Here is a 21,949-nt window from a genome sequence, read left to right as displayed (position 1 = left end):
TCAGGCCACGGCCACCAGATCGAGGATGCGCTGCACCACCCGGTCGTGATCAATGCCGGCGGCTTCCGCCTCGAAGGACAGGATGACGCGGTGGCGCAGGACGTCGAAGACCACCGCCTGGATATCCTCCGGGCTGACGAAGTCCCGCCCGGCCAGCCAGGCATGGGCGCGGGCGCAGCGATCCAGGGCGATGGAACCACGCGGGCTGGCGCCATAGGTGATCCAGTGCGCCAGGTCCTGGTCGAAGCGCCCCGGGGTGCGGGTCGCCATGATCAGCTGGACCAGGTATTCCTCCACGGCATCGGCCATGTACAGCCCGAGCACCTCGCGACGAGCCGCATTGATCTCCGCCTGGGTGACGCGCTCGGTTGGCAGGGTCTCGCCGTCCAGGGCCTCGCCACGGGCCTGGGCCAGGATGCGACGCTCCACGGAGGCGTCGGGGTAGCCGATCTTGACATGCATCAGGAAGCGATCGAGCTGGGCCTCGGGCAGCGGATAGGTGCCTTCCTGCTCGATGGGATTCTGGGTGGCCATCACCAGGAAGAGGTCGGGCAGGGCATAGGAGGTGCGGCCGATGCTCACCTGGCGTTCGGCCATGGCTTCCAGCAGCGCGGACTGCACCTTGGCCGGCGCCCGGTTGATCTCGTCGGCGAGCACCAGATTGTGAAAGATCGGCCCCTGCTGAAAGGAGAAGGTCGCCGTGTCCGGGCGATAGATCTCGGTGCCGGTGATGTCGGCCGGCAGCAGGTCGGGCGTGAACTGGATGCGGTGGAAATCGGCCTCCAGGCCTTCCGCCAGGTCCTTGATGGCCTTGGTCTTGGCCAGCCCCGGGGCACCTTCCACCAGCAGATGACCATCCGCCAGCACCGCGATGAGCAGGCGCTCCACCAGGGTTTCCTGGCCAAGGATCTGGCTGGTCAGGTAGGTGCGAAGCATCTGCAGAGCGTCACGGTGAGCCATGGGACATCCTGAATACGGCACTGGAGCGGTCAAGGGTGCTGGATTTTACTGCAAGCGGCGGCTGCCGCCCATGCCTGTGCTGACGTCGCAACCAGAGCAGTCCTTGACGAAATTTTGACGAGCTCCTGCTCAGGCTGGGCGATTGACGGCGCGGTGGAGGTCTCGCTTCGGCCAAGCCCGAGCGGCCAAGACTGGCGCGATCGCGCCGGAGGGTTAAACTCCCACGCCTGCCGACCGCGCCCGAGGCCTCTGCGTGGCCGATCCCGAGCCGCTGGCCACGCGCCGCGAATCCCTGCTGCTTTTGACAAGGTGTTTTCATGTCGCAAACGGAAGTCCCCCAATCCCCGCGCACCCCCGGCATCCGCCCGGTGCCAACGCTGGGCAGCCACCTGAGCTTCGTCCTGGGCTGCGGCCTGGCGCTGCTGGTCATGTTCACCCTGCTGCGCCTGGCATTGCTGGCCTACAACACCGACCTGATCGGTGATTCGCCCTTCGCCACCTTCGCCGAGGCCTTCTTCAACGGCGCCCGCTTCGACCTGCGCCTGGTGGTCTATATCTGCGTGCCCTCGCTGCTCTGCCTGTTGAGTGCCAGAGCCATGGCCGCGCGCCGGTTGCAGGCCGGCTGGTTCACCCTGGCTGCCAGCCTCTGCCTGCTGCTGGGCGTCGGCGAGCTGAATTTCTATCGCGAATTCCACCAGCGCCTGAACAGCCTGGTGTTCCAATACATGCAGGAAGACCTGCACACCGTCACCAGCATGATCTGGAACGGCTTCCCGGTGGTGCGCCTGCTGCTGGCCTGGGCCGTGGCGACCCTGCTGCTGGGCCTGGTGTTCTTTGGCGTCGAGCGGGCCACACGGCGTCATGTCGCGGCGCGACCGGCCGCCTGGTATCGCCGGGGCGCGGTCTTCATGCTCTGCCTGGTGGTAGCCGTCATCGCCGCCCGTGGCACCCTGAGGTCCGGGCCGCCGCTGCGCTGGGGCGACGCCTATACCACCGATTCGATGTTCGCCAACCATCTGGGTCTGAACGGCACCCTGACGCTGATCAATGCCGCCGAGAACAGCTTCTCCGATCATCGCGACAACAGCTGGAAGGCCACCATTCCGGCCGCCGAGGCGCTGGCCACCACCCGGCAGCTGCTGCTGACCCCGCGTGACGAACTGATCGACGCCGACAAGGCTGCCGTCCGCCGGATCTACACCCCGCCCACCGACGGCCAACTGCCCAAGGTGCGCAACGTGGTGGTGATCCTCATGGAAAGCATGGCCGGTCGCTATATCGGCGCCCTGGGCAACGAAGACGGCATCACCCCCAACTTCGACGCCCTGGCCAAGCAGGGCACGCTGTTCACCCGCTTCTTTTCCAACGGCACCCATACCCACCAGGGCATGTTCGCCACCATGGCCTGCTTCCCCAATCTGCCGGCCTTCGAGTACCTGATGCGCATGCCCGAGGGCGCCCACCAGTTCTCCGGTCTGCCGCAACTGCTCAGCACCCGCGGTTTCGACGATGTCTACGTCTACAACGGCAACTTCCAGTGGGACAACCAGTCCGGCTTCTTCAGCAACCAGGGCATGACCCGCTTCGTCGGTCGCGAAGACTTCGTCAATCCGGTGTTCATGGACCCGACCTGGGGTGTCTCCGACCAGGACATGTTCGACCGCTCCGTGCAGGAACTGGACGCCCTGGCCAAGGCGCCGGACGGCAAGCCCTTCTATGCGCTGCTGCAGACCCTGTCCAACCACACCCCCTATGCACTGCCCAAGGACCTGCCGGTCACGCCGGTCACCGGCCACGGCTCGCTCGACGAGCACCTCACCGCCATGCGCTATGCCGACTGGTCGCTGGGGCAGTTCTTCGCCAAGGTCAAGCAGGAACCCTGGTACCAGGACACCCTGTTCGTCATCGTTGGTGACCATGGCTTCGGCAACAACGAGCAGATCACCGAGATGGACCTGTCGCGCTTCAACGTGCCGCTGCTGCTGATCGGTCCGGGCGTGCAGGAAACCTTTGGCGCCCGTCGCGACACCGTGGGCAGCCAGATCGACGTGGTACCCACGGTACTGGCCCGCTTCGGCAAGCCGACCCAGCACCAGTGCTGGGGCCGCGACCTGCTGGGCCTGCCCCAGGGCGATCCGGGTGTGGCGGTGATCAAGCCCTCGGGCAGTGACCAGACCGTGGCCCTGGTCACCGGCGATCGCATCCTGGTCAAGCCGCGTGATCGCGATGCCGTGCTCTATCGCTATCACCTGGGCACCCAGGCCGGTGGCGAGGTGCTCAAGGGCGACGCCAGCGCGCCCGAGCTGCAGAAGCGCCTGGAGGCCTTCATCCAGATCGCCACGGCAAGCCTGCTCGGCAACACCACTGGCATGAACGACAGCAAGGCAGCGGCCGCCCAGCGGCAGTAGCCTCGCGCGCCCATGAAAAAGGCCGCCCATGGGCGGCCTTTCTTTTGGCTGGTACGGATCAGGCCGCGATGATCACGTCCTCGGCCTGCAGACCCTTGTCGCGCTGGATCACCGAGAACTCCACGCGCTGGCCTTCCATCAGCACCCGATGGCCTTCGCCACGGATCGCGCGGAAGTGCACGAAGATATCGTCGCCGGTATCGCGGGAGATGAAGCCGAAGCCCTTGGAGGTGTTGAACCACTTCACCGTGCCGCGCTCGCGGTCATCGGCCAGCGGGCGTGCCGGGGCGGCCGCAACGGGCGCCGGACGCGCCGCCTGGCGCGGGCGTGGCTCGGCATCGACCGCCGGCGCGCTGCCGGCCTGGCCGCGAAACTTCTCCGGCAGGCTGGCCAGGGCGGCGACCAGGGTCAGCGCCAGCGGCAGCAGCTCGGCCGGCAGGCCGCCGATCTGCTCGAGGGGCGCCAGCAGGATGAAGGTCTGGGCCACGACGGCGAGCACCAGCAGGACACTGGCGAGTTTCTGGGCGCCGCTGCTGCGGCTACGGGAGAAGGGTGTGAAGAGGAGGGTGGCAAGACCCAGCAGGGCCAGGTGGATGGACTCGGGTTGATCGAAGGACGAGGTATCGGACTGCAGTCCGGGAATCGCCGATAACAGGAGCGCAGCAGCGCCCACCACGACATGGACAGTAGATAACGTGTTCAATGTGAAATCACCTTGGGATAGATAACACGGGTCTGCCGAAACTGCCGGAGCGGTGCCCGACAGCGGAATGACCCGGCGCGAAAAGCGCGTCCTTATTAAACCCAAAAGGTGAGGGCCGCTCAATCATGGCACCGTCGCGGGCCGTGGCCCGCGACGGTAGCCGGACTCAGGCGGCCAGCAGGCTGCGGAGCATCCAGGCGGTCTTTTCGTGGGTCTGCATGCGCTGGGTCAGCAGATCGGCGGTGGGCTCGTCGCTGACCTTGTCCAGCAGCGGGAAGATGCCCCGGGCGGTCCGCACCACGGCTTCCTGGCCCTGCACCAGCAGCCGGATCATCTCCTGGGCGTCCGGTACGCCTTCCTCTTCCTTGATGCTCGACAGCCGGGCGTAGGCGGCATAGGTGCCCGGCGCCGGGAAGCCGAGGGCGCGGATGCGCTCGGCGATGTCGTCCACGGCGACCGCCAGCTCGGTGTACTGGGTCTCGAACATCAGGTGCAGGGTGTTGAACATCGGCCCGGTCACGTTCCAGTGGAAGTTGTGGGTCTTCAGATACAGGGTGTAGGTGTCGGCCAGGAGGCGCGACAGGCCCTCGGCGATCTGGGCACGATCCTGTTCGGCGATTCCGATGTTGATTTCCATGCTGACGGCTCCTGTGCGTCGGTTGCGAAGGGCTCCGAGGCTATCACAGAACCGCTGGCCGTTTAGCCAGTGTTCGCGTGTCGAGCTGCGCGCCCGGCTACGGTAAAATCGTGACGGATGATATAGAATCTCCCGTTCAGTCGAGCACCCGGTCCTGCCGGTCCGGTGCCTCCACGCATTCAGCCTGTTCTAGAGAAGCGAAACCACGACCATGATGCGCAGCCACTATTGCGGCCAGTTGAACGAGAGCCTGGACGGCCAGGAAATCACCCTCTGCGGTTGGGTCCACCGCCGCCGTGACCACGGCGGGGTCATCTTCCTCGACATCCGCGATCGCGAAGGCCTGGCCCAGGTGGTGTTCGATCCGGATCGCGCCGAAACCTTCGCCAAGGCCGACCGCGTGCGTAGCGAATATGTCGTCAGGCTCACCGGCAAGGTGCGCCTGCGTCCCGAAGGCGCGCGCAATGCCAACATGGCCTCCGGCGCCATCGAGGTGCTGGGCTACGAGCTGGAAGTGCTCAACGAAGCGGAGACCCCGCCGTTCCCGCTCAACGAGTACACCGACGTCGGTGAAGAGACCCGCCTGCGCTATCGCTTTATCGACCTGCGCCGTCCGGAGATGGCCGAGAAGCTCAAGCTGCGCTCGCGCATCACCTCCAGCATTCGCCGCTACCTGGACGAAAACGGTTTCCTCGACGTGGAAACCCCGATCCTGACCCGCGCCACCCCGAGGGTGCCCGCGACTACCTGGTGCCCAGCCGGACCCATCCAGGCAGCTTCTTCGCCCTGCCGCAGTCGCCCCAGCTGTTCAAGCAGCTGCTGATGGTCGCCGGCTTCGATCGCTACTACCAGATCGCCAAGTGCTTCCGTGACGAAGACCTGCGCGCCGACCGCCAGCCGGAATTCACCCAGATCGACATCGAGACCAGCTTCCTCGATGAAAAAGACATCATGGACATCACCGAGACCATGGTGCGCAACCTGTTCAAGGAAGTGCTGGACGTCGAATTCGGCGAGCTGCCGCACATGACCCTGGCCGAAGCCATGCGTCGCTTCGGTTCCGACAAGCCTGACCTGCGCATCCCGCTGGAGCTGGTGGACGTGGAAGACCAGCTCAAGGACGTCGACTTCAAGGTCTTCGCCGGTCCGGCCAACGATCCCAAGTGCCGTGTCGCCGCCCTGCGGGTACCGGGCGGGGCGAGCATGCCGCGCAAGCAGATCGACGACTACACCAAGTTCGTCGGCATCTATGGCGCCAAGGGCCTGGCCTACATCAAGGTCAACGAGCGCGCCGCCGGCGTCGAGGGCCTGCAGTCGCCCATCGTCAAGAACATCCCGCTGGACAACATCAACGTCATCCTCGACCGCGTCGGCGCGGTGGATGGCGACATCGTGTTCTTTGGCGCGGACAAGACCAAGGTTGTCTCCGAAGCCCTGGGCGCGCTGCGCATCAAGCTCGGCCACGACCTCAACCTGCTGACCTGCCAGTGGGCGCCGCTGTGGGTGGTCGACTTCCCGATGTTCGAGGAAAACGACGATGGCAGCCTGACCGCCATGCACCACCCCTTCACCTCGCCCAAGTGCGACCCGCAGGCGCTCAAGGCCAATCCGGGCGCAGCCCTGTCGCGGGCCTACGACATGGTGCTCAACGGTACCGAGCTGGGCGGCGGTTCCATCCGTATCCACGACAAGAAGATGCAGCAGGCGGTCTTCGAAGTCCTCGGCATCAGCGCCGAGGAACAGGAAGAGAAATTCGGCTTCCTGCTGGACGCCCTCAAGTTCGGTGCACCGCCCCACGGTGGCCTGGCCTTCGGTCTGGATCGCCTGGTGATGCTGATGACCGGCGCCTCCTCGATTCGCGAAGTCATCGCCTTCCCGAAGACCCAGAGCGCGGCCGACGTCATGACCCAGGCGCCCGGCGCCGTCGATGCCAAGGCCCTGCGCGAGCTGCACATCCGCCTGCGCGAGCAGCCCAAGGCGGAATAGGTCCTATCGGAGGAGGGCGCCCAGGTGGATGCCCTCCGTTTCCCTTTTCAGTGCGCCGCGGCCCTCGCCGCCGGTGCCGTCTTCGTCAAGAGATTGGAGTAGCTTATGGCCGGTCATTCCAAGTGGGCCAACATCAAGCATCGCAAAGAACGCCAGGATGCCAAGAAAGGCAAGATCTTCACCAAGATTATCCGTGAGCTGACCGTGGCCGCGCGCCAGGGCGGCGGCGTTCCTGCCGACAATCCCCGCCTGCGTCTGGCGGTGGACAAGGCGCTGACCGCCAACATGACCCGCGACACCATCGACCGGGCCATCGCCCGTGGCGTGGGTGCCGGCGAAGGCGAGAACGTCGAGGAACTGACCTATGAAGGCTACGCCCCGAGCGGTGTCGCCATCATCGTCGAAGCCATGACCGACAACCGCAACCGTACCGCGGCCGAAGTCCGCCACGCCTTCAACAAGTGCGGTGGCAACCTGGGTACCGACGGTTCGGTGGCCTATCTGTTCGAGCGCAAGGGCCAGATCAGCTATGCCCCCGGCCTGGACGAAGACGCCCTGATGGAAGCGGCCCTGGAAGCCGGTGCCGACGACGTGGTGGCCAACGACGATGGCTCCATCGACGTCTTCACCAGCTTCGCCGACTTCATCGCCGTCAACGAAGCCCTGACCGCCGCCGGCTATAAGGCCGACGAAGCCGAGGTGACCATGATCCCCTCGACCTCTGCGACCCTGGATCTGGACACCGCGCAGAAGGTGCTCAAGCTGATCGACATGCTCGAAGACTTGGATGACGTGCAGAACGTCTATTCCAACGCCGACATCCCCGAGGATGTCATGGAGCAGCTCGGCTGATGTCCCTCTACGAGCGCCTGCCGCCCGATGCGCCCGGCACCCTGGTGCTGGGCATCGACCCGGGCTCGCGGCTGACCGGCTTTGGCGTGGTGCGCGACACCGGGCGGGGCTGCGAATACGTGGCCTCCGGCTGCATCCGTACGGGAAACGGTCCGTTGCCCGAGCGGTTGCAGATCGTCTATCGCGGGGTGCGCGACGTCATCGCCCAGTACGGGCCGGTCACCATGGGCATCGAGCAGGTGTTCATGGCGCGCAACGCCGATTCGGCGCTCAAGTTGGGTCAGGCCCGGGGGGCGGCCATCGTCGCCGGTGCCGAGGGTGGCCTGGAGATCTCCGAGTACACCGCGAGCCAGGTCAAGCAGGCCGTGGTCGGCAACGGCGGGGCGGACAAGCAGCAGGTAATGCTGATGGTCATGCACCTGCTGCGGCTGACCGAAAAGCCGCAGATCGACGCCTCCGATGCCCTGGCCATCGCCCTGTGCCATGCCCATACCCGGCAGAGCCTGGTGCCTCATGGCCTGCTGGCCACCCGCCGCCGCGGCGGTCGTCTGCGGCTCTAGTCCTATTCGCTCAACCCTCTCGCTCCAACGTTAGGAAGGTAACCCTGTGATCGGTCGTCTACGTGGCACCCTGGCGGAAAAGCAGCCGCCGCATCTCCTGCTCGACGTGGGCGGAGTCGGCTACGAGGTCGAAGTGCCCATGACGACCCTTTATCGGCTGCCGGCCCAGGGTGAAATCGTCACATTGCATACCCACCTCGTGGTACGGGAAGATGCGCACCTGCTGTATGGGTTCGGGGAAAAGCGCGAGCGTGAGCTGTTTCGCGAGCTGATCCGGCTCAATGGTGTCGGCCCCAAGCTGGCCCTGGCGTTGATGTCCAGTCTCGAGGTGGATGAATTGGTTCGCTGCGTGCAAGCCCAGGACACGGCCGCCCTGGTCAAGGTACCAGGGGTGGGCAAGAAGACTGCCGAGCGCCTGCTGGTCGAGCTGAAGGACCGCTTCAAGGCCTGGGAAAGCCTGCCCGGCATCGCTCCCCTGGTCCTGCCGAACCAGGCCGCCGTCGTGGCCAGCGCCGAGGCCGATGCGGTCAGCGCCCTGGTCGCCCTGGGCTTCAAGCCCCAGGAAGCCAGCCGCGCCGTCGCCGCCGTGGAGGGGGAAGACCTTTCCAGCGAGGAACTCATCCGTCGCGCCCTGAAGGGCATGGTCTGATCCCATGATAGAAACCGATCGCCTCATCTCGGGCACTGGCCGCGACCGTGAGGAATTCCAGGATCGCGCCATCCGTCCGGTGCGTCTGGCCGACTACATCGGCCAGCCGGTGGTGCGCGACCAGATGGGGCTGTTCATCCAGGCCGCGAAGGGCAGGGGCGAGGCCCTCGACCACACCCTGATCTTCGGCCCACCCGGCCTGGGCAAGACCACTCTGGCCAACATCATCGCCCAGGAAATGCAGGTTTCCCTGAAGAGCACCTCGGGCCCCGTGCTGGAACGCCCGGGCGATCTCGCCGCGCTGTTGACCAACCTGGAAGCCGGTGATGTGCTCTTCATCGACGAGATCCATCGACTCTCACCCATCGTCGAGGAGGTGCTCTATCCGGCGATGGAGGACTACCAGCTCGACATCATGATCGGCGAGGGTCCGGCGGCTCGCTCCATCAAGCTGGATCTGCCGCCCTTCACCCTGGTCGGCGCGACCACCCGCGCCGGCATGCTGACCAATCCGCTGCGCGACCGCTTCGGGATCGTCCAGCGTCTGGAGTTCTACGGCACCGCGGATCTGGCCACCATCGTCACCCGCTCGGCCGGCATTCTCGGTCTCGCCATCGAGGCCGAGGGAGCCATGGAAATCGCCCGCCGGGCGCGTGGCACGCCGCGGATCGCCAATCGCCTGCTGCGGCGGGTGCGGGACTTCGCCGAGGTGCGCGGGCAGGGTCACATCAGCCACGACATCGCCAGTCGTGCCCTCGATCTGCTGGACGTCGACGCCCAGGGTTTCGATCACCAGGATCGCCGTCTGCTGCTGACCATGATCGACAAGTTCGACGGTGGTCCGGTGGGCGTCGACAGTCTCGCTGCCGCCATCAGCGAAGAGCGTCACACCATCGAAGACGTGCTGGAACCCTATTTGATCCAGCAAGGCTATATCATGCGCACGCCGCGCGGACGGGTGGTGACCCGCCATGCCTATCTGCACTTCGGGCTCAATCTGCCGACGCGTCTGGCCCAGGGTGGTACACCCGATCTGTTCGAGGTCAATGGTAATTAAATGCAGTTGCGAACATTTCTGATTGGCAACGGCGAGGCTAGGTTCTAGAGTATGCACGCGCAATCGCGGAGCCCGTCGCCGTCCGTCCTCAGGTGTCGTGTCTACTACGAAGATACCGATGCCGGCGGCATCGTCTATTACGTCAACTACCTCAAGTTCATGGAACGCGCCCGCACCGAGCGACTGCGCGCGCTGGGCTATGCCCAGTCCGAACTCGCCCGGGATGGTCTGCTGTTCGTCGTCCATAGCAGCGAAGCGCGCTACCATGCGCCCGCGCGACTGGATGACGAGTTGCTGATCGGTGCCGAGGTGGTCGAGGCGAAGCGCGCCAGCCTCAGGTTTCACCAGGAGGTCTGGCGCGCCAGGGACGCTGTCCTGCTCTGTGAAGGGTGGGTGACGGTCGCCTGCGTGCGTGCTGACAGCTTCAGGCCCAGGGCTATCCCTGCAGCCATGCGAACGGTTCTTGCCGGAAATCCGGCGTCAATTCAATCAGGAGATTAAGCGTGCAACCCAACGTCGACCATACGTCCATGTGGAGCCTCATCGCGAACGCCAGCTTGGTGGTGCAACTGGTGATGCTCATCCTGGTCGCAGCCTCTGTCACGTCCTGGATCATGATCATCCAGCGCGGCAATGCCATGCGCGCCGCCAAGCGTTCCCTGGATGCCTTCGAAGAGAAATTCTGGTCGGGCATCGATCTGTCCAAGCTGTATCGCCAGGCCGGCAGCAACCCCGATCCGGACTCCGGCGTCGAGCAGATCTTCCGCGCCGGCTTCAAGGAATTCTCCCGCCTGCGTCAGCAGCCCGGCGTGGATCCCGATGCCGTGATGGAAGGCGTCTCGCGCGCCATGCGCGTCGCCATCTCCCGTGAGGAAGAAAAACTCGATCAGGCCCTGCCGTTCCTGGCCACCGTCGGTTCCACCAGCCCCTATGTGGGTCTGTTCGGTACCGTCTGGGGCATCATGAACTCCTTCCGCGGCCTGTCCACTGCCCAGCAGGCGACCCTGGCCACCGTGGCTCCCGGCATCGCCGAAGCCCTGATCGCCACCGCCATCGGTCTGTTCGCCGCCATTCCCGCCGTCGTGGCCTACAACCGCTTCGCTGCCCGCTCGGAAATGCTGATCAACCGCTACTACACCTTTGCGGACGAATTCCAGGCCATCCTGCACCGCAAAGTCCACACCAGCGACGAATAAAGAGGTATCCCATGGTCCCTCGCCGCAAGAAACGCAAGCCCGTCGCCGAGATGAACGTGGTGCCCTACATCGACGTGATGTTGGTGCTCCTCGTCATCTTCATGGTGACGGCGCCCATGCTCAACCAGGGCGTCAAGGTCGACCTGCCCAAGGTCGACAGTCAGGCCCTGCCGCAAGACAACGACAAGCAGATCCTCACCGTCTCGGTGAAGGCCAACGGTACCTACTACTGGAACGTCGGTTCCGAGGTGGATACCGATCAGAAGGCCAAGTCCGAGACCGCGGTGTCGCTGCCCCAACTGAGTCAGCAGGTCGGTGCCATCATGCGTCAGCGGGCGGACACCCAGGTGTTCATCCGGGGTGACAAGGCTGCCAACTACGGTGTCGTGGCCGGCGCCATGGGTGCCTTGCAACAGGCCGGCGTGCCCAACGTCGGGTTGATTACCGAGGCGCCTTGATGCGACACCGCGAGCGTTCGTCGTCCGAAAGTTATTTCTGGCCGGTCATCTGGGCAGTCGCCCTGCATGTGCTGATTTTCGGCCTGCTGTTTGTCAGCTTTGCCTTCACCCCTGAATTGCCCCAGTCGCGCCCGGTCGTCCAGGCCACCCTGGTCCAGCTCAAGTCCAAGAGTTCCGCGCAGGTGCAGACCGAGCAGAAACTGGCGGGGGAGGCGAAGAAGACCGCGGCCAAACAGTACGAGCAGGAGCAGCTGGAGCAGCGCCGCGAGCAACAGGAAGCCCAGCGCGAAGCGGCGGCGGCCAAGGCGGCTCAGCAACAGAAGGAAGCCCAGCAACAGGCCGCGGAACAAAAGAAAGCCGACGACGCTCGAAAGGCGCAGCAAGCGGAAGCGGCGGCCAAAGCCGCCGAAGCCAAGGCTGAGGCCGAGAAACAGTCCGAGGCCGCCAAGGCGGCTGCGGAAGCCAAGCAGGCTGTCGAGCAGAAGAAGCAGGCGGATATCGCCAAGAAGAAGGCCGACGAAGCCGCCAAGCAGAAGGCAGCCGACGAAGCGGCCAAGAAGGCGGCGGCCGAAGCAGCCAAGCAGAAATCGGCGGAAGAGGCCAAGCAGAAGGCGGCGGCAGAAGCGGCCAAGAAAGAGGCTGCAGCCGAGGCTGCCAAGAAGAAAGCGGCAGACGACGCCAAGAAGAAGGCGGCCCAGGCAGCTGCACGCAAGGCGGCGGAAGACAAGAAGGCGCAGGCGTTGGCCGAATTGCTGTCCGATGACACCCAGCGGCAGCAGGCACTGGCCGAAGAGCAGGGCGACGAGGTGGCATCGAGCTTCGATGACCTGATCGTGCGTCTGGTCAGCGAGCAGTGGACGCGTCCGCAGTCGGCGCGCAACGGTATGAGCGTCGAGGTGCAGATCAACATGCTGCCCGACGGCACCATTACCAGCGCGACGGTTACCCGCTCCAGTGGCAACAAGGAATTTGACAATTCAGCGGTATCGGCCGTGCGTAACGTCGGTCGTATCCGTGAGCTGCAGCAGCTGGATCGCAAGACCTTCGATCAGCTGTACCGTCAGCGCCGCATGATCTTCAAACCGGAGGACCTGAGTCTGTGAACACCCTGATCCGTTACATCCTGCTGGGCCTGGTCCTGGTGGTGGGCTCCGCCCAGGCGGCCGATCCGCTGGTGATCTCCAGCGGTAGTGATCGTGCCATTCCGATCGCCGTCGTGCCCTTCGGCTGGCAGGGTGGTCAGCCGCTGCCGGAAGACCTGGGCAATATCGTCAGCGATGACCTGCGCAACTCCGGGGTGTTCTCGCCGATTCCACGCCAGAACATGCTGAGTCAGCCGAGCCAGGCCAGCGAAGTCATCTTCCGTGACTGGAAGGCGCTGGGCGCCAATTACGTGCTGGTAGGCAATGTCGTGCCCAACGGTGGCCGCCTGCAGATCAGCTACGCCCTCTTCAACGTCTCCACCGAACAGCAGGTCCTGACCGGCAACGTCGGCGGCAGCACCGATCAGCTGCGCGACATGGCGCACTTCATTTCGGACCAGGCCTATGAGAAGTTGACCGGGGTGAAAGGTGCCTTCTCGACGCGCATCCTCTATGTGACCGCCGAGCGCTTCTCCGCCACCAACACCCGTTACACCCTGCAGCGCGCCGACTATGACGGTGCGCGTGCCGTTACCCTGCTGCAGTCGCGTGAGCCGATCCTGTCGCCGCGTTTCGCGCCGGATGGCAAGCGCATCGCCTACGTCTCCTTCGAGCAGCAGCGCCCGCGCATCTTCATGCAGTACATCGACACCGGTCGCCGCGAGCAGCTGACCAACTTCGAAGGCCTGAATGGTGCGCCGGCGTTTTCGCCCGATGGCAATCGCCTGGCCTTCGTGCTGTCCAAGGATGGCAACCCCGAGATCTATGTGATGGATCTCGGTTCGCGTGCCATTCGTCGTGTGACGAATGACTCCGCCATCGATACCGAGCCCTTCTGGGGCAAGGATGGCCAGACCATCTATTTCACCTCCGACCGTTCCGGCAAGCCGCAGATCTACAAGACCAGCGCCAATGGCGGGGGTGCTGAGCGCGTGACTTTCGTCGGTAACTACAATGCCAACCCGAAACTTTCGGCGGATGAAAAGACCCTGGTCATGGTGCATCGTCAGGAAGGTTTCACCAACTTCCAGATCGCTGCGCAGGACCTCCAGCGCGGCTCTGTGCGGGTACTTTCCAACACCAGCCTCAACGATTCGCCCACTGTTGCGCCCAATGGCACCATGCTAATCTACGCCACCCGCCAGCAGGACCGAGGCGTACTGATGCTTGTCTCCATCAATGGTCGCGTCCGGATTCCTATTCCCACCGCCCAGGGTGACGTGCGCGAGCCTTCCTGGTCTCCTTACCTGAACTGACGGCTAATTAGAAAAGTCCTTAGTTACACCAACATTGCGGTTCTTTTAGGAGTTACATGATGGAAATGCTGAAATTCGGCAAGTTCGCTGCGCTGGCTCTGGCCATGGCCGTGGCCGTAGGCTGTTCCTCCAAGGGCGGCGACGCCTCCGGTGAAGGCGCTGGTGCTGGCGCTGGCGCCGGTGCTGTCGACCCGAACGCTGGCTACGGCGCCAACTCGGGTGCCGTCGACGGCAGCATGGGTGACGAAGCCGCTCTGCGCGCCATCACCACCTTCTACTTCGAGTACGACAGCTCCGATCTGAAGCCGGAAGCCATGCGCGCTCTGGACGTTCACGCCCGTGACCTGAAGGCCAGCGGCCAGCGCGTCGTTCTGGAAGGCAACACCGACGAACGCGGTACCCGCGAGTACAACCTGGCGCTGGGCGAGCGTCGTGCCAAGGCCGTTCAGCGCTACCTGGTGCTGCAGGGCGTGTCCCCGGCTCAGCTGGAGCTGGTGTCCTACGGTAAAGAGCGTCCGGTTGCCGTCGGTCACGACGAGGCTTCCTGGGCTCAGAACCGTCGCGTCGAGCTGAAGAAGTAATAAACGATGTCCAAGCGCCTGCAGTTCTTGATCGCCCTGACCCTTGGTGTACCAGTTGTCGCCGGGGCTCAGGTTCCCGTACAGGATGGTAGTTATGGCGTTGCCCAGTCCGCTGGGCAAGGCTATGGCAACGCAGGCGCGGCCAGTGCCGGAAACGGGGCTCCCGTTTCCGGCATGGGTCAACTGTTCATGCAGTTGCAGCAGATGCAGGATGATATCGCGCGCCTGCGTGGCCAGGTCGAGGTTCAGGAAAACGAGATCCGCCAGCTCAAGCAGGAAGGATTGGATCGTTACCAGGATCTGGATGGCCGTATTTCCCAGCTTTCTTCCGCTCCTGCCAATGCAGGTGCCGGAGCCGCTGCAGGTGCCGCCCAAGGGGGTGCCATCGCGGCCAACAACACGCCGACCCCACCTGCTTCCGCAGGGGCACCTGCCGCCAGTAGCGAACCGGGCGATCCAGCGAAGGAAAAGCTGTACTACGACGCTGCCTTCGATCTGATCAAAGCCAAGGATTTCGACAAGGCCAGTCAGGCGTTCAACGCCTTTCTGCGCAAATATCCCAACAGTCAGTACGCCGGCAACGCCCAATACTGGCTGGGTGAAGTGAATCTGGCCAAGGGCGATCTTCAGGCCGCAGGCCAGGCTTTCGCCAAGGTCAGTCAGGCCTATCCCACCAGCAACAAGGTGCCGGATTCGCTCTACAAACTGGGTGGGGTCGAGCAGAAGCTCGGCCGCACCGATCGGGCCAAGGGCATGTACCAGCAGGTCATCAGCCAGTATCCCGGAACCTCCGCTGCGCAACTGGCGCAGCGGGATCTGAAAAGCCTGCCCTAGCGCAGGCTTTTTTCTTCTATCTACCGCAACGGAGGCGGATGGCCTGTGTAGCCGTCACGCCCGTGGCTTTCATGCAAAAAGATACCCTACGTCTTACCGAAATCTTCTATTCGCTCCAGGGTGAAGCCCGCACCGCCGGTCTTCCCACCGTCTTTGTCCGCCTCACCGGCTGTCCCCTGCGCTGCCACTATTGCGACACGGCCTATGCCTTCACCGGCGGCGAGATCCATACCCTGGATGCCATCCTGGAGCAGGTCGCGAGCTACCGGCCGCGGCACATCTGCGTGACCGGTGGCGAGCCACTGGCCCAGCCCAATTGCCTCAAGCTGCTCGAACAACTGTGCGATGCCGGCTACCAGGTGTCCCTGGAAACCAGTGGCGCCCTGGATGTCAGTGGCGTGGATGTGCGCGTGAGCAAGGTCGTCGACCTCAAGACGCCAGGGTCGGGGGAGGTGGGGCGCAACCTGTACGCCAACCTTGACCACCTGACGCCCAACGATCAGATCAAGTTCGTCATCTGTTCCCGCGAGGACTATGACTGGGCGGTTTCCAAGCTGATCGAGTATCGCCTGGAACAGCGTGCGGGAGAGGTACTGTTCTCGCCCAGCCATGGCCAGGTGGTGCCGCGTGAGTTGGCGGAGTGGATCGTGACGGACAATCTGCCGGTGCGTTTCCAGCTGCAGCTGCACAAGATTCTCTGGAACGACGAGCCAGGACACTGAGCATGAATCAGCCTAAAGCGGTCATCCTTCTCTCTGGCGGCCTGGATTCCGCCACTATCGTCGCCATGGCCAAGGCCCAGGGCTTCGCCTGCTACACCATGAGTTTCGACTACGGTCAGCGCCATAGGGCCGAGCTGCAGGCCGCCGAGCGCGTGGCGCGCCAGCTGGGGGTCGTCGAGCACAAGGTGATCGGCCTGGATCTCAACGGCATCGGCGGCTCGGCGCTTACCGATCCGGATATCGCCGTCCCGGAGACCCGGGGTGAGGGCATCCCCATCACCTACGTGCCGGCGCGCAATACCGTGTTCCTATCGCTGGCCCTGGGTTGGGCCGAGGTGCTTGGCGCCCGTCATCTCTTCATCGGGGTGAACGCGGTGGACTACTCCGGTTATCCGGATTGTCGGCCGGAATTCGTCGAAGCCTTCGAGCGCCTGGCCAATCTCGCCACCAAGGCCGGTGTGGAAGGGGATAGCTTCAAGATCGAAGCCCCGCTGCAATTCCTCTCCAAGGCGCAAATCGTCCAGGCCGGCAGCCAGCTGGGCGTGGACTATGGCCTGACCGTCTCCTGCTACCAGGCCGACGACGAAGGTAAGGCCTGCGGGCGCTGTGACAGCTGCCGCCTGCGCGCCGACGGATTCAAGGCGGCGGGAATTTCGGACCCTACGCGCTACCAGTAAAAAAATTTTCATCTAGGGTGTTGATTCTCCTGAGAAAATCGCTAGAATGGCGCCCACTAACGGGTCGTTAGCTCAGTCGGTAGAGCAGTTGGCTTTTAACCAATTGGTCGTAGGTTCGAATCCCACACGACCCACCATCTTCACCAGAAACCCTCCGCAATGGAGGGTTTTTGCGTTCCCCCAGCTCAGACAAGCAGCCGTCTGTGGCGGAATCTAGCCTCGCGGTTTGATGATGTCAAACTGAATCATCTGGCGCCCTGAGCCTGTTGCTGCGTGGCCTGGGCGCAATTTCGTACGTGAGCTTCGCTGTGTAGCTATCCTCGCCTCACCACCGCTGTAAGTGGTCGTGCTCCATTGCTGATCCATTCTGCGAGCTGATCGAACGCTTCCGGCGTGGAGGGTTCGGAGATTCTCGCGGGTTGCTGCAAGGCCAGCGAGGCGGATTGCTTGGGTGGATCCAGTCGCTGTTCCTGGTGTTGCCGGGTGCTGTAATCAACTCGACCGATCAAGCTCCTCGGTACCTTATCAGCACGCTCTTCGAGGACATGACGCATCTGGTGTGGATCCGTCTCGATGTATTCCATCGTGGTAGCGATGCTCGAGTGGTTCAGCAGGGCTTTGGCTACGTGGATGTTGCGATCCGCTTGTCGCATCAGGTCAGACGCCAAGGTGTGCCTGAACCGATGGGGAGTCATCCGAGTCCCTACTATCGCCGTCAGCTTTCTATACATTGCCTCAATCTGATTTATATCCATAGTTTCTCGTCTGTAATGCGAGGAGAACCTATTGACGTTAAATAGCTGGTCCGTGTCTTTGAAATGCAGAGAGTCTGCCCATGCTACAACGCGGTCTATGTACTCATAAAGAGGTCCAGGAATGGGTAGGAGAAACTCTTTGTGAGTCTTGTCCCTTCGCTTCGAATATTAATTGTTCTACGTCTTAGGCAGACGTCTCGTCTCTGTATACTTAATAAAGAATTCAGGCGAATTCCGGTGTAGTGAAAGGTTTCGTAGACAGATAGCCAGAACCAAGCTGGGGTTATGCTGCTGCGTTCGCCTGATACCCGTTCGATCTCTTGTAGCCTGATAAGCTGGTTGCGACCCTGAGTGATGGCCTCGTGAGGTACAGTTTTTTTCCGCTTTCTGGGTGGAACTACAGAGGTGTCAGTGAAGGGGTTTTTACGGAGCGTCAATAGGTCTTAAGAAATGGCGTACCTGAAAAGAGTTTTCAGATGACTCGCGTATGTGTTCCAGCTGCGCTTTGCTAGGCCTGAATCCAAGGCCTCCTTGCGCCAGATCAGAACATCCCTATGATGGAGTTTTTCGAGTTCGACGTCATCGCCAAATCTTCGGCTCAATGCCCGGGCTGCTGCTAGGTAGATAACTCTAGTTGCCGGCCTGAGGTCGTGAGTATCATTGTATTCGCTAGCGATATCGATGATATTCAATTTTCGCTAGCTCCCATATCCTGCAATCGCAGGCTAATATTATCGAATGGCGGATGCGTGAAGATTGCACCAGGGTCCTTCAAAAGATAGCCTTTGAGCAGTTTGGATTTTCGCGGGCCGATGACCTCGCATGTCCATATATTTAGATTGTCCGGTGTCTTGCGGTTAATTTTGAGTTTTTCAAATCCGCGTTGAACTAGCTGCCAGGTTTCAATCCCTCTCGTCTTTGCTTCCCTCTGTAGGTGAGGATGCTCCAAGGCATAGCGCTTGAATAATCCGGGGCTGACGAGAAACGCAGTGCCATCCACTGTGTGAATCAGTGCTTTGGCATCGTTGATCACTAGCGTGTGTGAAAGCACGCCCTGCCGCGCCCAAGCTATGAAAGCTTGGCCGAGATCAGTTGTGTCCTTGGCCGAAATTGCCTCTTCAGCTGAGTGCTCGGCGAGGCAATCAGTGAAGCCGTTTCGGGTGACGTCAGGGAGCGGCAGAGAAGCTGGAATTTCTGAAGATGGAGCCGCTTCACCAAAGAGCTCATCTGCTAGTGCAAGGGTCTCGTCCATGGGGTCCAAACCGGTCTGGAATGCGGGCGGCGGCAGTGTTTCGGATGAGGGCACCTCTTGTGAAGATGTGACATGCGTCACGCTTTGTGGTATTGGGAATGATGGCGTAGCGATATCACTCACGGGTGCAGGCCGCTGCTGATCTAGCTCGGTATCTTCCGGCTGCTCAAGCGTGAAAATGCCGGTAAATGGAGCTGGCCGATCTGTAGGATCTGGCCAAATCAGCGCGGGGGAGACCTTGAGTAAGGTGAAGGTGTTCTTCCAACCGTGGCCGGTGTCAATCGTTGCCTTCCAGATAGCCTTGTCCTGAGCGTTGACCTGGATGATCGCCTGGTCCTGGATCAGGTTGAAGAATGGGGCGTTCGACGTTGGGATACCTTCTACGCCTTGGGAGAGCATCAGTGCCCGCAGCTGGTCTGAGGCAGGCTTGCTGACGAGCCATAGCGCATCCTGGGTCAGCCACCCGTCCGAGGGCCCTTCGGGCTGGTTCAGCTTGAACTTCTCGATGACCAGGGTGCGCAACCCATCGGCCAGTTGACGCTGGATCGTATTCTTGGGGGCCTCCATCGCACGTTGCGGGTTGGCGCCGAGCTCCTGGGCGACACTCGCCTGGTCTGCCTGGACGATCATCTCGCCCAGTACGCCGGCATGCTGGTATTGCCCGGCCAAGACGAAGATCAGCGATGACCATAGCTCGCGATAGCCACTGAGCCAGTCCAGCACGTGGGGCGGCAGCACCTGGAAATAGACGAGTGCTGAGGCGGCGCCATGAAGCTGATAGTCGCGACCTTTGACGTATCTGAAGCGGTAGGGCTTCTCAATGCGACCGTGCCAGGGATGCCATGGCTTGCCGTCCTCGAGGACGACCTCGATGTCGACGGCGATCTTGCCCAAGTCGTGGAGGAGGGCGCCGTAAGCTACCGCTGCTGACCACGCCTCCGCCTGGGCTGCTTGGGATTCGGGCGGTGCGCCGATGGGTAGGAGGTAGTTCTGCCTGATCTTCAGTGCGTAGGCGACGATTTCCAGCCCGTGATCGAGCAGGCCCCCGGGATAGGCGTGGTGGTGGTTCTCCGAAGCGGGAAGCTGCTGGACCAGGTCAGCGTAGCGCCCGAGAGGATCCCGATAGAGTGAGGCGAACTGCTCGCGGGACAGCGACGTCCGCTGCCAGATGTTCTCGATGAGCTTCTGCCGGCGGGGGAGCGCCAGGAGATCCTGGCCTGCAGACGGCTGGGTGAAGCCCTGTTTGCTGGACCCTGCAGGCGCAGAGGGTGGGGCTTTCTTCCTGAAAAATAGATCGAACATGGCATGCCCTTGGTAGTTCTTGGGCCTGCGTTGTCGATCAGCAGCGGTAAGCGAACAATGGTAAACCGCTATCACGGCTCGGAAGGTTGGGAAGGCGGATGGCTACTATGGTCCGGAGCCTGGGCCCCCTTTGCTGTTCGAAGCCGTGAAATGACCCCCAAATGTTGGACAGGGTTGATTTCAAGCAACGAGCACTGGTATGAACGGGAACTAGAGAGGTGGCCTCTGCGAGATCGCCTCACGCAAGGTATCAAACGATGCTTCGCTAGGACTCACCAACGCAAAGTTGTAGCCCTGTCCTGACCAATAGTCAGCCGTAACATCGCTTTCCCTACGAGATCCGTGGCCAACGTCGCGCTGGCTGTTGGGATGCCGTACATAAAAGATCACTTGGCGACCTTTCGTATCGCGGTAGAGCACCATCGCGGCGGCGCCGGTGTCCGTGGCCATGAGACGACCACCCACTGGGATCAAGCCGAAGCGCTCCAGGTTAGGGAGGGCGGGCGCCTGCACAAATGTCCTTTCAAGCCAATGCTGAATCGCACCGTCCTGGCCGGTTACATCGACTGGCGGCCGCCCCTCGGCGCTCGCAAATAGTCGATAAGCCTCCACGGCATCCGCCATTGGAACGTGCGCCCGCCGCAGCATCGATTCCCGTGCCTGCCACCCTAAGCCGCTACCTAGGCCTAACGTCAGCACTAGCGAAGCGAGATAGGTCATACGTCTTTTACGTCTGGCGACTATCTGGTGTCGCACGACTGCTGGCATAAGGTGTGTCGGTAAAGGCTCAAGCACGGGAGAAAAAATCAGCCGTAGCCGACGATTCTGCTCGCGGATATCAGCTACCCGTGCGGCATCTTCCGGATGGGTTGCAAGATAGCGCATCACCTCCTCGTGCCGCAGCGCATCCAACTGATTGTCGGCATAAGCCATCAACTCTTCAGGAGTAGGAGGTCGATACATCATTTCAATACTCGCAAAGCGGCGGTAGCCAAAGGACTTTCGTGGATCTGTCTCAAGGCCGCGCGTGCCCGCGCCAAACGAGACATGACGGTTCCCAGTGGAATGCCAAGCGCCTGTGATACATCGCGGTAGCTCATGCCTTCCACCGCGACCAACAGCAGCAGAGCACGCTGTTCATCACTGAGTTGCTCAAGATTCGTCAACGCTTCTTGATCCAGATAGATCGTCTCAGCCGAAGGCTCAACCGGGACCTCTTGGAATCCCAGCCACTCCAGCAGACGACCATAGCGACGCTCACGACGTCGGCCATCAACGAATTGGCGGTACAGAATGGTGAAGAGCCAGGCTCGCACATCACCGTCGGGATAGCGCGTGTTCCCATGCGTAAGCGCCCGTTCTAGACAACTCTGGACCAGGTCATCGGCGCTAGCTTCGTGACGAGTAAGCGATCTTGCGAAGCGACGCAGAGACGGTAATAGTTGAGAAAGCATGGCGTCATCAAGCATGGACGTTCCCCTGGTATCGCCGACAGACGCTTGAGCTGAACTTTTTATTCCCCACAAATTTTATTTTTGTAGCTATGGAATAACCCAGACCGTACAAACGTCTGCACTGGAAACTCACCAATCGCTGGAGCGCCACGTGTTTTCAGTCAAGCACCCGTTGCTGGTAATCCCCCTTCTGGTGCTCGCGCTTCCCATTGCCTGGGCCGAACCTGATAGCAGCGCCGCCACGGCGCAGGCCGACAACCGCCAGGCCATGGACCAGATGATGGCCGCGATGCACATGCCCAGCAGTGGCGACGTAGACCGAGACTTTGTGACCCAGATGACGGCACATCACCAGGGTGCGATCGACATGGCGCGGATCCAATTGCGGTATGGCCATAACGAACGCCTACGCCGTCTGGCCCAAGAGATCATTGTTACCCAACAACAAGAAATCGCCGTTATGCAGCAGGCGCTTTCTGAATTGCCCGCCTCTCCCACTCGGTAATCC

The 21,949-nt window shown here is 62.3% G+C and carries 22 protein-coding genes, 1 tRNA gene and 3 pseudogenes; 17 read left to right on the top strand and 9 right to left on the bottom strand.

The window, feature by feature from the left end:
• On the bottom strand, positions 1-960 hold the full coding sequence (locus BGI51_RS22850) for an AAA family ATPase (RefSeq protein ID WP_133862363.1): 960 nt from the start codon (positions 958-960) through the stop codon (positions 1-3).
• A gap of 317 nt (positions 961-1,277) precedes the next feature.
• Between BGI51_RS22850 and BGI51_RS22845 the strand changes: the two genes are divergently transcribed.
• Positions 1,278-3,368 carry an LTA synthase family protein gene (locus BGI51_RS22845; protein ID WP_187979866.1) on the top strand — a complete coding sequence of 697 codons (2,091 nt, stop codon included), beginning with the start codon at positions 1,278-1,280 and terminating at the stop codon, positions 3,366-3,368.
• Between the two features lie 58 nt (positions 3,369-3,426).
• Here BGI51_RS22845 and BGI51_RS23730 read toward each other — a convergent pair whose 3' ends face one another.
• The 3 genes and pseudogenes from BGI51_RS23730 to BGI51_RS22835 form a co-directional block, all read right to left on the bottom strand.
• Positions 3,427-3,642: a cold shock domain-containing protein gene (locus BGI51_RS23730; RefSeq protein WP_166655908.1), complete on the bottom strand. Its 216-nt coding sequence runs from the start codon at positions 3,640-3,642 to the stop codon at positions 3,427-3,429.
• Positions 3,643-3,762: 120 nt separating this feature from the next.
• Positions 3,763-4,071: pseudogene (locus tag BGI51_RS23835) on the bottom strand (cold shock domain-containing protein membrane protein); the annotation flags it as partial.
• Between the two features lie 166 nt (positions 4,072-4,237).
• Positions 4,238-4,708: a Dps family protein gene (locus BGI51_RS22835; RefSeq protein ID WP_132832088.1), complete on the bottom strand. Its 471-nt coding sequence runs from the start codon at positions 4,706-4,708 to the stop codon at positions 4,238-4,240.
• A 211-nt stretch (positions 4,709-4,919) separates the two neighbouring features.
• Between BGI51_RS22835 and aspS the strand changes: the two are divergent.
• The 15 genes and pseudogenes from aspS to BGI51_RS22760 all read left to right on the top strand — a co-directional run bounded on the left by aspS (position 4,920) and on the right by BGI51_RS22760 (position 16,815).
• Positions 4,920-6,694, top strand: a pseudogene (aspS, locus tag BGI51_RS22830) (aspartate--tRNA ligase).
• Positions 6,695-6,799: 105 nt separating this feature from the next.
• The gene (locus BGI51_RS22825; protein WP_133861230.1) at positions 6,800-7,546 is read left to right on the top strand and encodes a YebC/PmpR family DNA-binding transcriptional regulator; all 747 of its coding nucleotides are present in this window, start codon (positions 6,800-6,802) and stop codon (positions 7,544-7,546) included.
• Positions 7,546-8,106: a crossover junction endodeoxyribonuclease RuvC gene (ruvC, locus tag BGI51_RS22820; protein WP_007160336.1), complete on the top strand. Its 561-nt coding sequence runs from the start codon at positions 7,546-7,548 to the stop codon at positions 8,104-8,106. Before BGI51_RS22825 ends, ruvC begins: the two co-directional genes overlap by 1 nt.
• Before the next feature lie 46 nt (positions 8,107-8,152).
• Positions 8,153-8,755 carry a Holliday junction branch migration protein RuvA gene (gene ruvA, locus BGI51_RS22815; RefSeq protein ID WP_133861229.1) on the top strand — a complete coding sequence of 201 codons (603 nt, stop codon included), beginning with the start codon at positions 8,153-8,155 and terminating at the stop codon, positions 8,753-8,755.
• A 4-nt stretch (positions 8,756-8,759) separates the two neighbouring features.
• On the top strand, positions 8,760-9,812 hold the full coding sequence (gene ruvB / locus BGI51_RS22810; RefSeq protein ID WP_133861228.1) for a Holliday junction branch migration DNA helicase RuvB: 1,053 nt from the start codon (positions 8,760-8,762) through the stop codon (positions 9,810-9,812).
• A gap of 51 nt (positions 9,813-9,863) precedes the next feature.
• Positions 9,864-10,313: a tol-pal system-associated acyl-CoA thioesterase gene (gene ybgC / locus BGI51_RS22805; protein WP_187979864.1), complete on the top strand. Its 450-nt coding sequence runs from the start codon at positions 9,864-9,866 to the stop codon at positions 10,311-10,313.
• Between the two features lie 2 nt (positions 10,314-10,315).
• Entirely contained in the window at positions 10,316-11,008 is a 693-nt protein-coding gene (gene tolQ, locus BGI51_RS22800) for a protein TolQ (RefSeq protein ID WP_133861226.1), read from the top strand.
• Between the two features lie 11 nt (positions 11,009-11,019).
• Complete coding sequence (tolR, locus tag BGI51_RS22795) at positions 11,020-11,466, top strand: protein TolR (protein WP_133861225.1); 447 nt, start codon at positions 11,020-11,022, stop codon at positions 11,464-11,466.
• Complete coding sequence (gene tolA / locus BGI51_RS22790; RefSeq protein ID WP_252977172.1) at positions 11,463-12,569, top strand: cell envelope integrity protein TolA; 1,107 nt, start codon at positions 11,463-11,465, stop codon at positions 12,567-12,569. Before tolR ends, tolA begins: the two co-directional genes overlap by 4 nt.
• Positions 12,566-13,864: a Tol-Pal system beta propeller repeat protein TolB gene (tolB, locus tag BGI51_RS22785; RefSeq protein WP_133861224.1), complete on the top strand. Its 1,299-nt coding sequence runs from the start codon at positions 12,566-12,568 to the stop codon at positions 13,862-13,864. The genes tolA and tolB overlap by 4 nt, the downstream gene beginning before the upstream one ends.
• Before the next feature lie 59 nt (positions 13,865-13,923).
• Positions 13,924-14,445, top strand: coding sequence for a peptidoglycan-associated lipoprotein Pal (gene pal / locus BGI51_RS22780; RefSeq protein ID WP_007160328.1), 522 nt, complete (start codon positions 13,924-13,926; stop codon positions 14,443-14,445).
• A 6-nt stretch (positions 14,446-14,451) separates the two neighbouring features.
• Positions 14,452-15,279 (top strand): tol-pal system protein YbgF, encoded by an 828-nt coding sequence (gene ybgF / locus BGI51_RS22775; protein WP_133861223.1) that lies wholly within the window; start codon positions 14,452-14,454, stop codon positions 15,277-15,279.
• A gap of 71 nt (positions 15,280-15,350) precedes the next feature.
• Complete coding sequence (gene queE, locus BGI51_RS22770) at positions 15,351-16,001, top strand: 7-carboxy-7-deazaguanine synthase QueE (protein ID WP_187979863.1); 651 nt, start codon at positions 15,351-15,353, stop codon at positions 15,999-16,001.
• Between the two features lie 2 nt (positions 16,002-16,003).
• The gene (gene queC, locus BGI51_RS22765; RefSeq protein WP_187979862.1) at positions 16,004-16,678 is read left to right on the top strand and encodes a 7-cyano-7-deazaguanine synthase QueC; all 675 of its coding nucleotides are present in this window, start codon (positions 16,004-16,006) and stop codon (positions 16,676-16,678) included.
• Between the two features lie 61 nt (positions 16,679-16,739).
• Positions 16,740-16,815 (top strand) — tRNA-Lys (locus tag BGI51_RS22760).
• Positions 16,816-16,992: 177 nt separating this feature from the next.
• Here BGI51_RS22760 and BGI51_RS23910 read toward each other — a convergent pair.
• The 5 genes and pseudogenes from BGI51_RS23910 to BGI51_RS22735 all read right to left on the bottom strand — a co-directional run.
• Positions 16,993-17,574, bottom strand: a pseudogene (locus BGI51_RS23910) (site-specific integrase); the annotation flags it as partial.
• A gap of 302 nt (positions 17,575-17,876) precedes the next feature.
• On the bottom strand, positions 17,877-18,125 hold the full coding sequence (locus BGI51_RS23905) for a site-specific integrase (protein ID WP_187979861.1): 249 nt from the start codon (positions 18,123-18,125) through the stop codon (positions 17,877-17,879).
• Entirely contained in the window at positions 18,122-19,987 is a 1,866-nt protein-coding gene (gene mobH / locus BGI51_RS22745; protein WP_187979860.1) for a MobH family relaxase, read from the bottom strand. The genes BGI51_RS23905 and mobH overlap by 4 nt, the downstream gene beginning before the upstream one ends.
• A 210-nt stretch (positions 19,988-20,197) precedes the next feature.
• Entirely contained in the window at positions 20,198-20,920 is a 723-nt protein-coding gene (locus BGI51_RS22740; protein WP_157772809.1) for an anti-sigma factor family protein, read from the bottom strand.
• 29 nt (positions 20,921-20,949) lie between these two features.
• Positions 20,950-21,456: a sigma-70 family RNA polymerase sigma factor gene (locus tag BGI51_RS22735; RefSeq protein ID WP_187979859.1), complete on the bottom strand. Its 507-nt coding sequence runs from the start codon at positions 21,454-21,456 to the stop codon at positions 20,950-20,952.
• A 136-nt stretch (positions 21,457-21,592) separates the two neighbouring features.
• On the opposite strand from BGI51_RS22735, the gene copM reads away from it, so the two are divergent.
• The gene (gene copM, locus BGI51_RS22730; RefSeq protein ID WP_074528236.1) at positions 21,593-21,946 is read left to right on the top strand and encodes a CopM family metallochaperone; all 354 of its coding nucleotides are present in this window, start codon (positions 21,593-21,595) and stop codon (positions 21,944-21,946) included.
• The last annotated feature ends 3 nt before the right edge of the window (positions 21,947-21,949 follow it).

Source organism: Pseudomonas oryzihabitans (genome assembly GCF_014522265.1).
GTDB classification, from domain to species: domain Bacteria; phylum Pseudomonadota; class Gammaproteobacteria; order Pseudomonadales; family Pseudomonadaceae; genus Chryseomonas; species Chryseomonas aestiva.
The sequence above is the reverse complement of the archived record's forward strand: the minus strand, read 5'-3'. Positions and strand labels throughout refer to the sequence as shown.

What these genes read in the sequence shown, in the direction of transcription:
- BGI51_RS22735 (WP_187979859.1), bottom strand. Translation starts at nt 21,456, where the DNA reads ATGCTTGATGACGCCATGCTTTCTCAACTATTACCGTCTCTGCGTCGC.
- ruvB (WP_133861228.1), top strand. Translation starts at nt 8,760, where the DNA reads ATGATAGAAACCGATCGCCTCATCTCGGGCACTGGCCGCGACCGTGAG.
- BGI51_RS22835 (WP_132832088.1), bottom strand. Translation starts at nt 4,708, where the DNA reads ATGGAAATCAACATCGGAATCGCCGAACAGGATCGTGCCCAGATCGCC.
- ybgF (WP_133861223.1), top strand. Translation starts at nt 14,452, where the DNA reads ATGTCCAAGCGCCTGCAGTTCTTGATCGCCCTGACCCTTGGTGTACCA.
- mobH (WP_187979860.1), bottom strand. Translation starts at nt 19,987, where the DNA reads ATGTTCGATCTATTTTTCAGGAAGAAAGCCCCACCCTCTGCGCCTGCA.
- pal (WP_007160328.1), top strand. Translation starts at nt 13,924, where the DNA reads ATGGAAATGCTGAAATTCGGCAAGTTCGCTGCGCTGGCTCTGGCCATG.
- BGI51_RS22850 (WP_133862363.1), bottom strand. Translation starts at nt 960, where the DNA reads ATGGCTCACCGTGACGCTCTGCAGATGCTTCGCACCTACCTGACCAGC.
- queE (WP_187979863.1), top strand. Translation starts at nt 15,351, where the DNA reads ATGCAAAAAGATACCCTACGTCTTACCGAAATCTTCTATTCGCTCCAG.
- BGI51_RS22825 (WP_133861230.1), top strand. Translation starts at nt 6,800, where the DNA reads ATGGCCGGTCATTCCAAGTGGGCCAACATCAAGCATCGCAAAGAACGC.
- queC (WP_187979862.1), top strand. Translation starts at nt 16,004, where the DNA reads ATGAATCAGCCTAAAGCGGTCATCCTTCTCTCTGGCGGCCTGGATTCC.
- ruvC (WP_007160336.1), top strand. Translation starts at nt 7,546, where the DNA reads ATGTCCCTCTACGAGCGCCTGCCGCCCGATGCGCCCGGCACCCTGGTG.
- ybgC (WP_187979864.1), top strand. Translation starts at nt 9,864, where the DNA reads ATGCACGCGCAATCGCGGAGCCCGTCGCCGTCCGTCCTCAGGTGTCGT.
- BGI51_RS22845 (WP_187979866.1), top strand. Translation starts at nt 1,278, where the DNA reads ATGTCGCAAACGGAAGTCCCCCAATCCCCGCGCACCCCCGGCATCCGC.
- tolR (WP_133861225.1), top strand. Translation starts at nt 11,020, where the DNA reads ATGGTCCCTCGCCGCAAGAAACGCAAGCCCGTCGCCGAGATGAACGTG.
- BGI51_RS22740 (WP_157772809.1), bottom strand. Translation starts at nt 20,920, where the DNA reads ATGGCTTATGCCGACAATCAGTTGGATGCGCTGCGGCACGAGGAGGTG.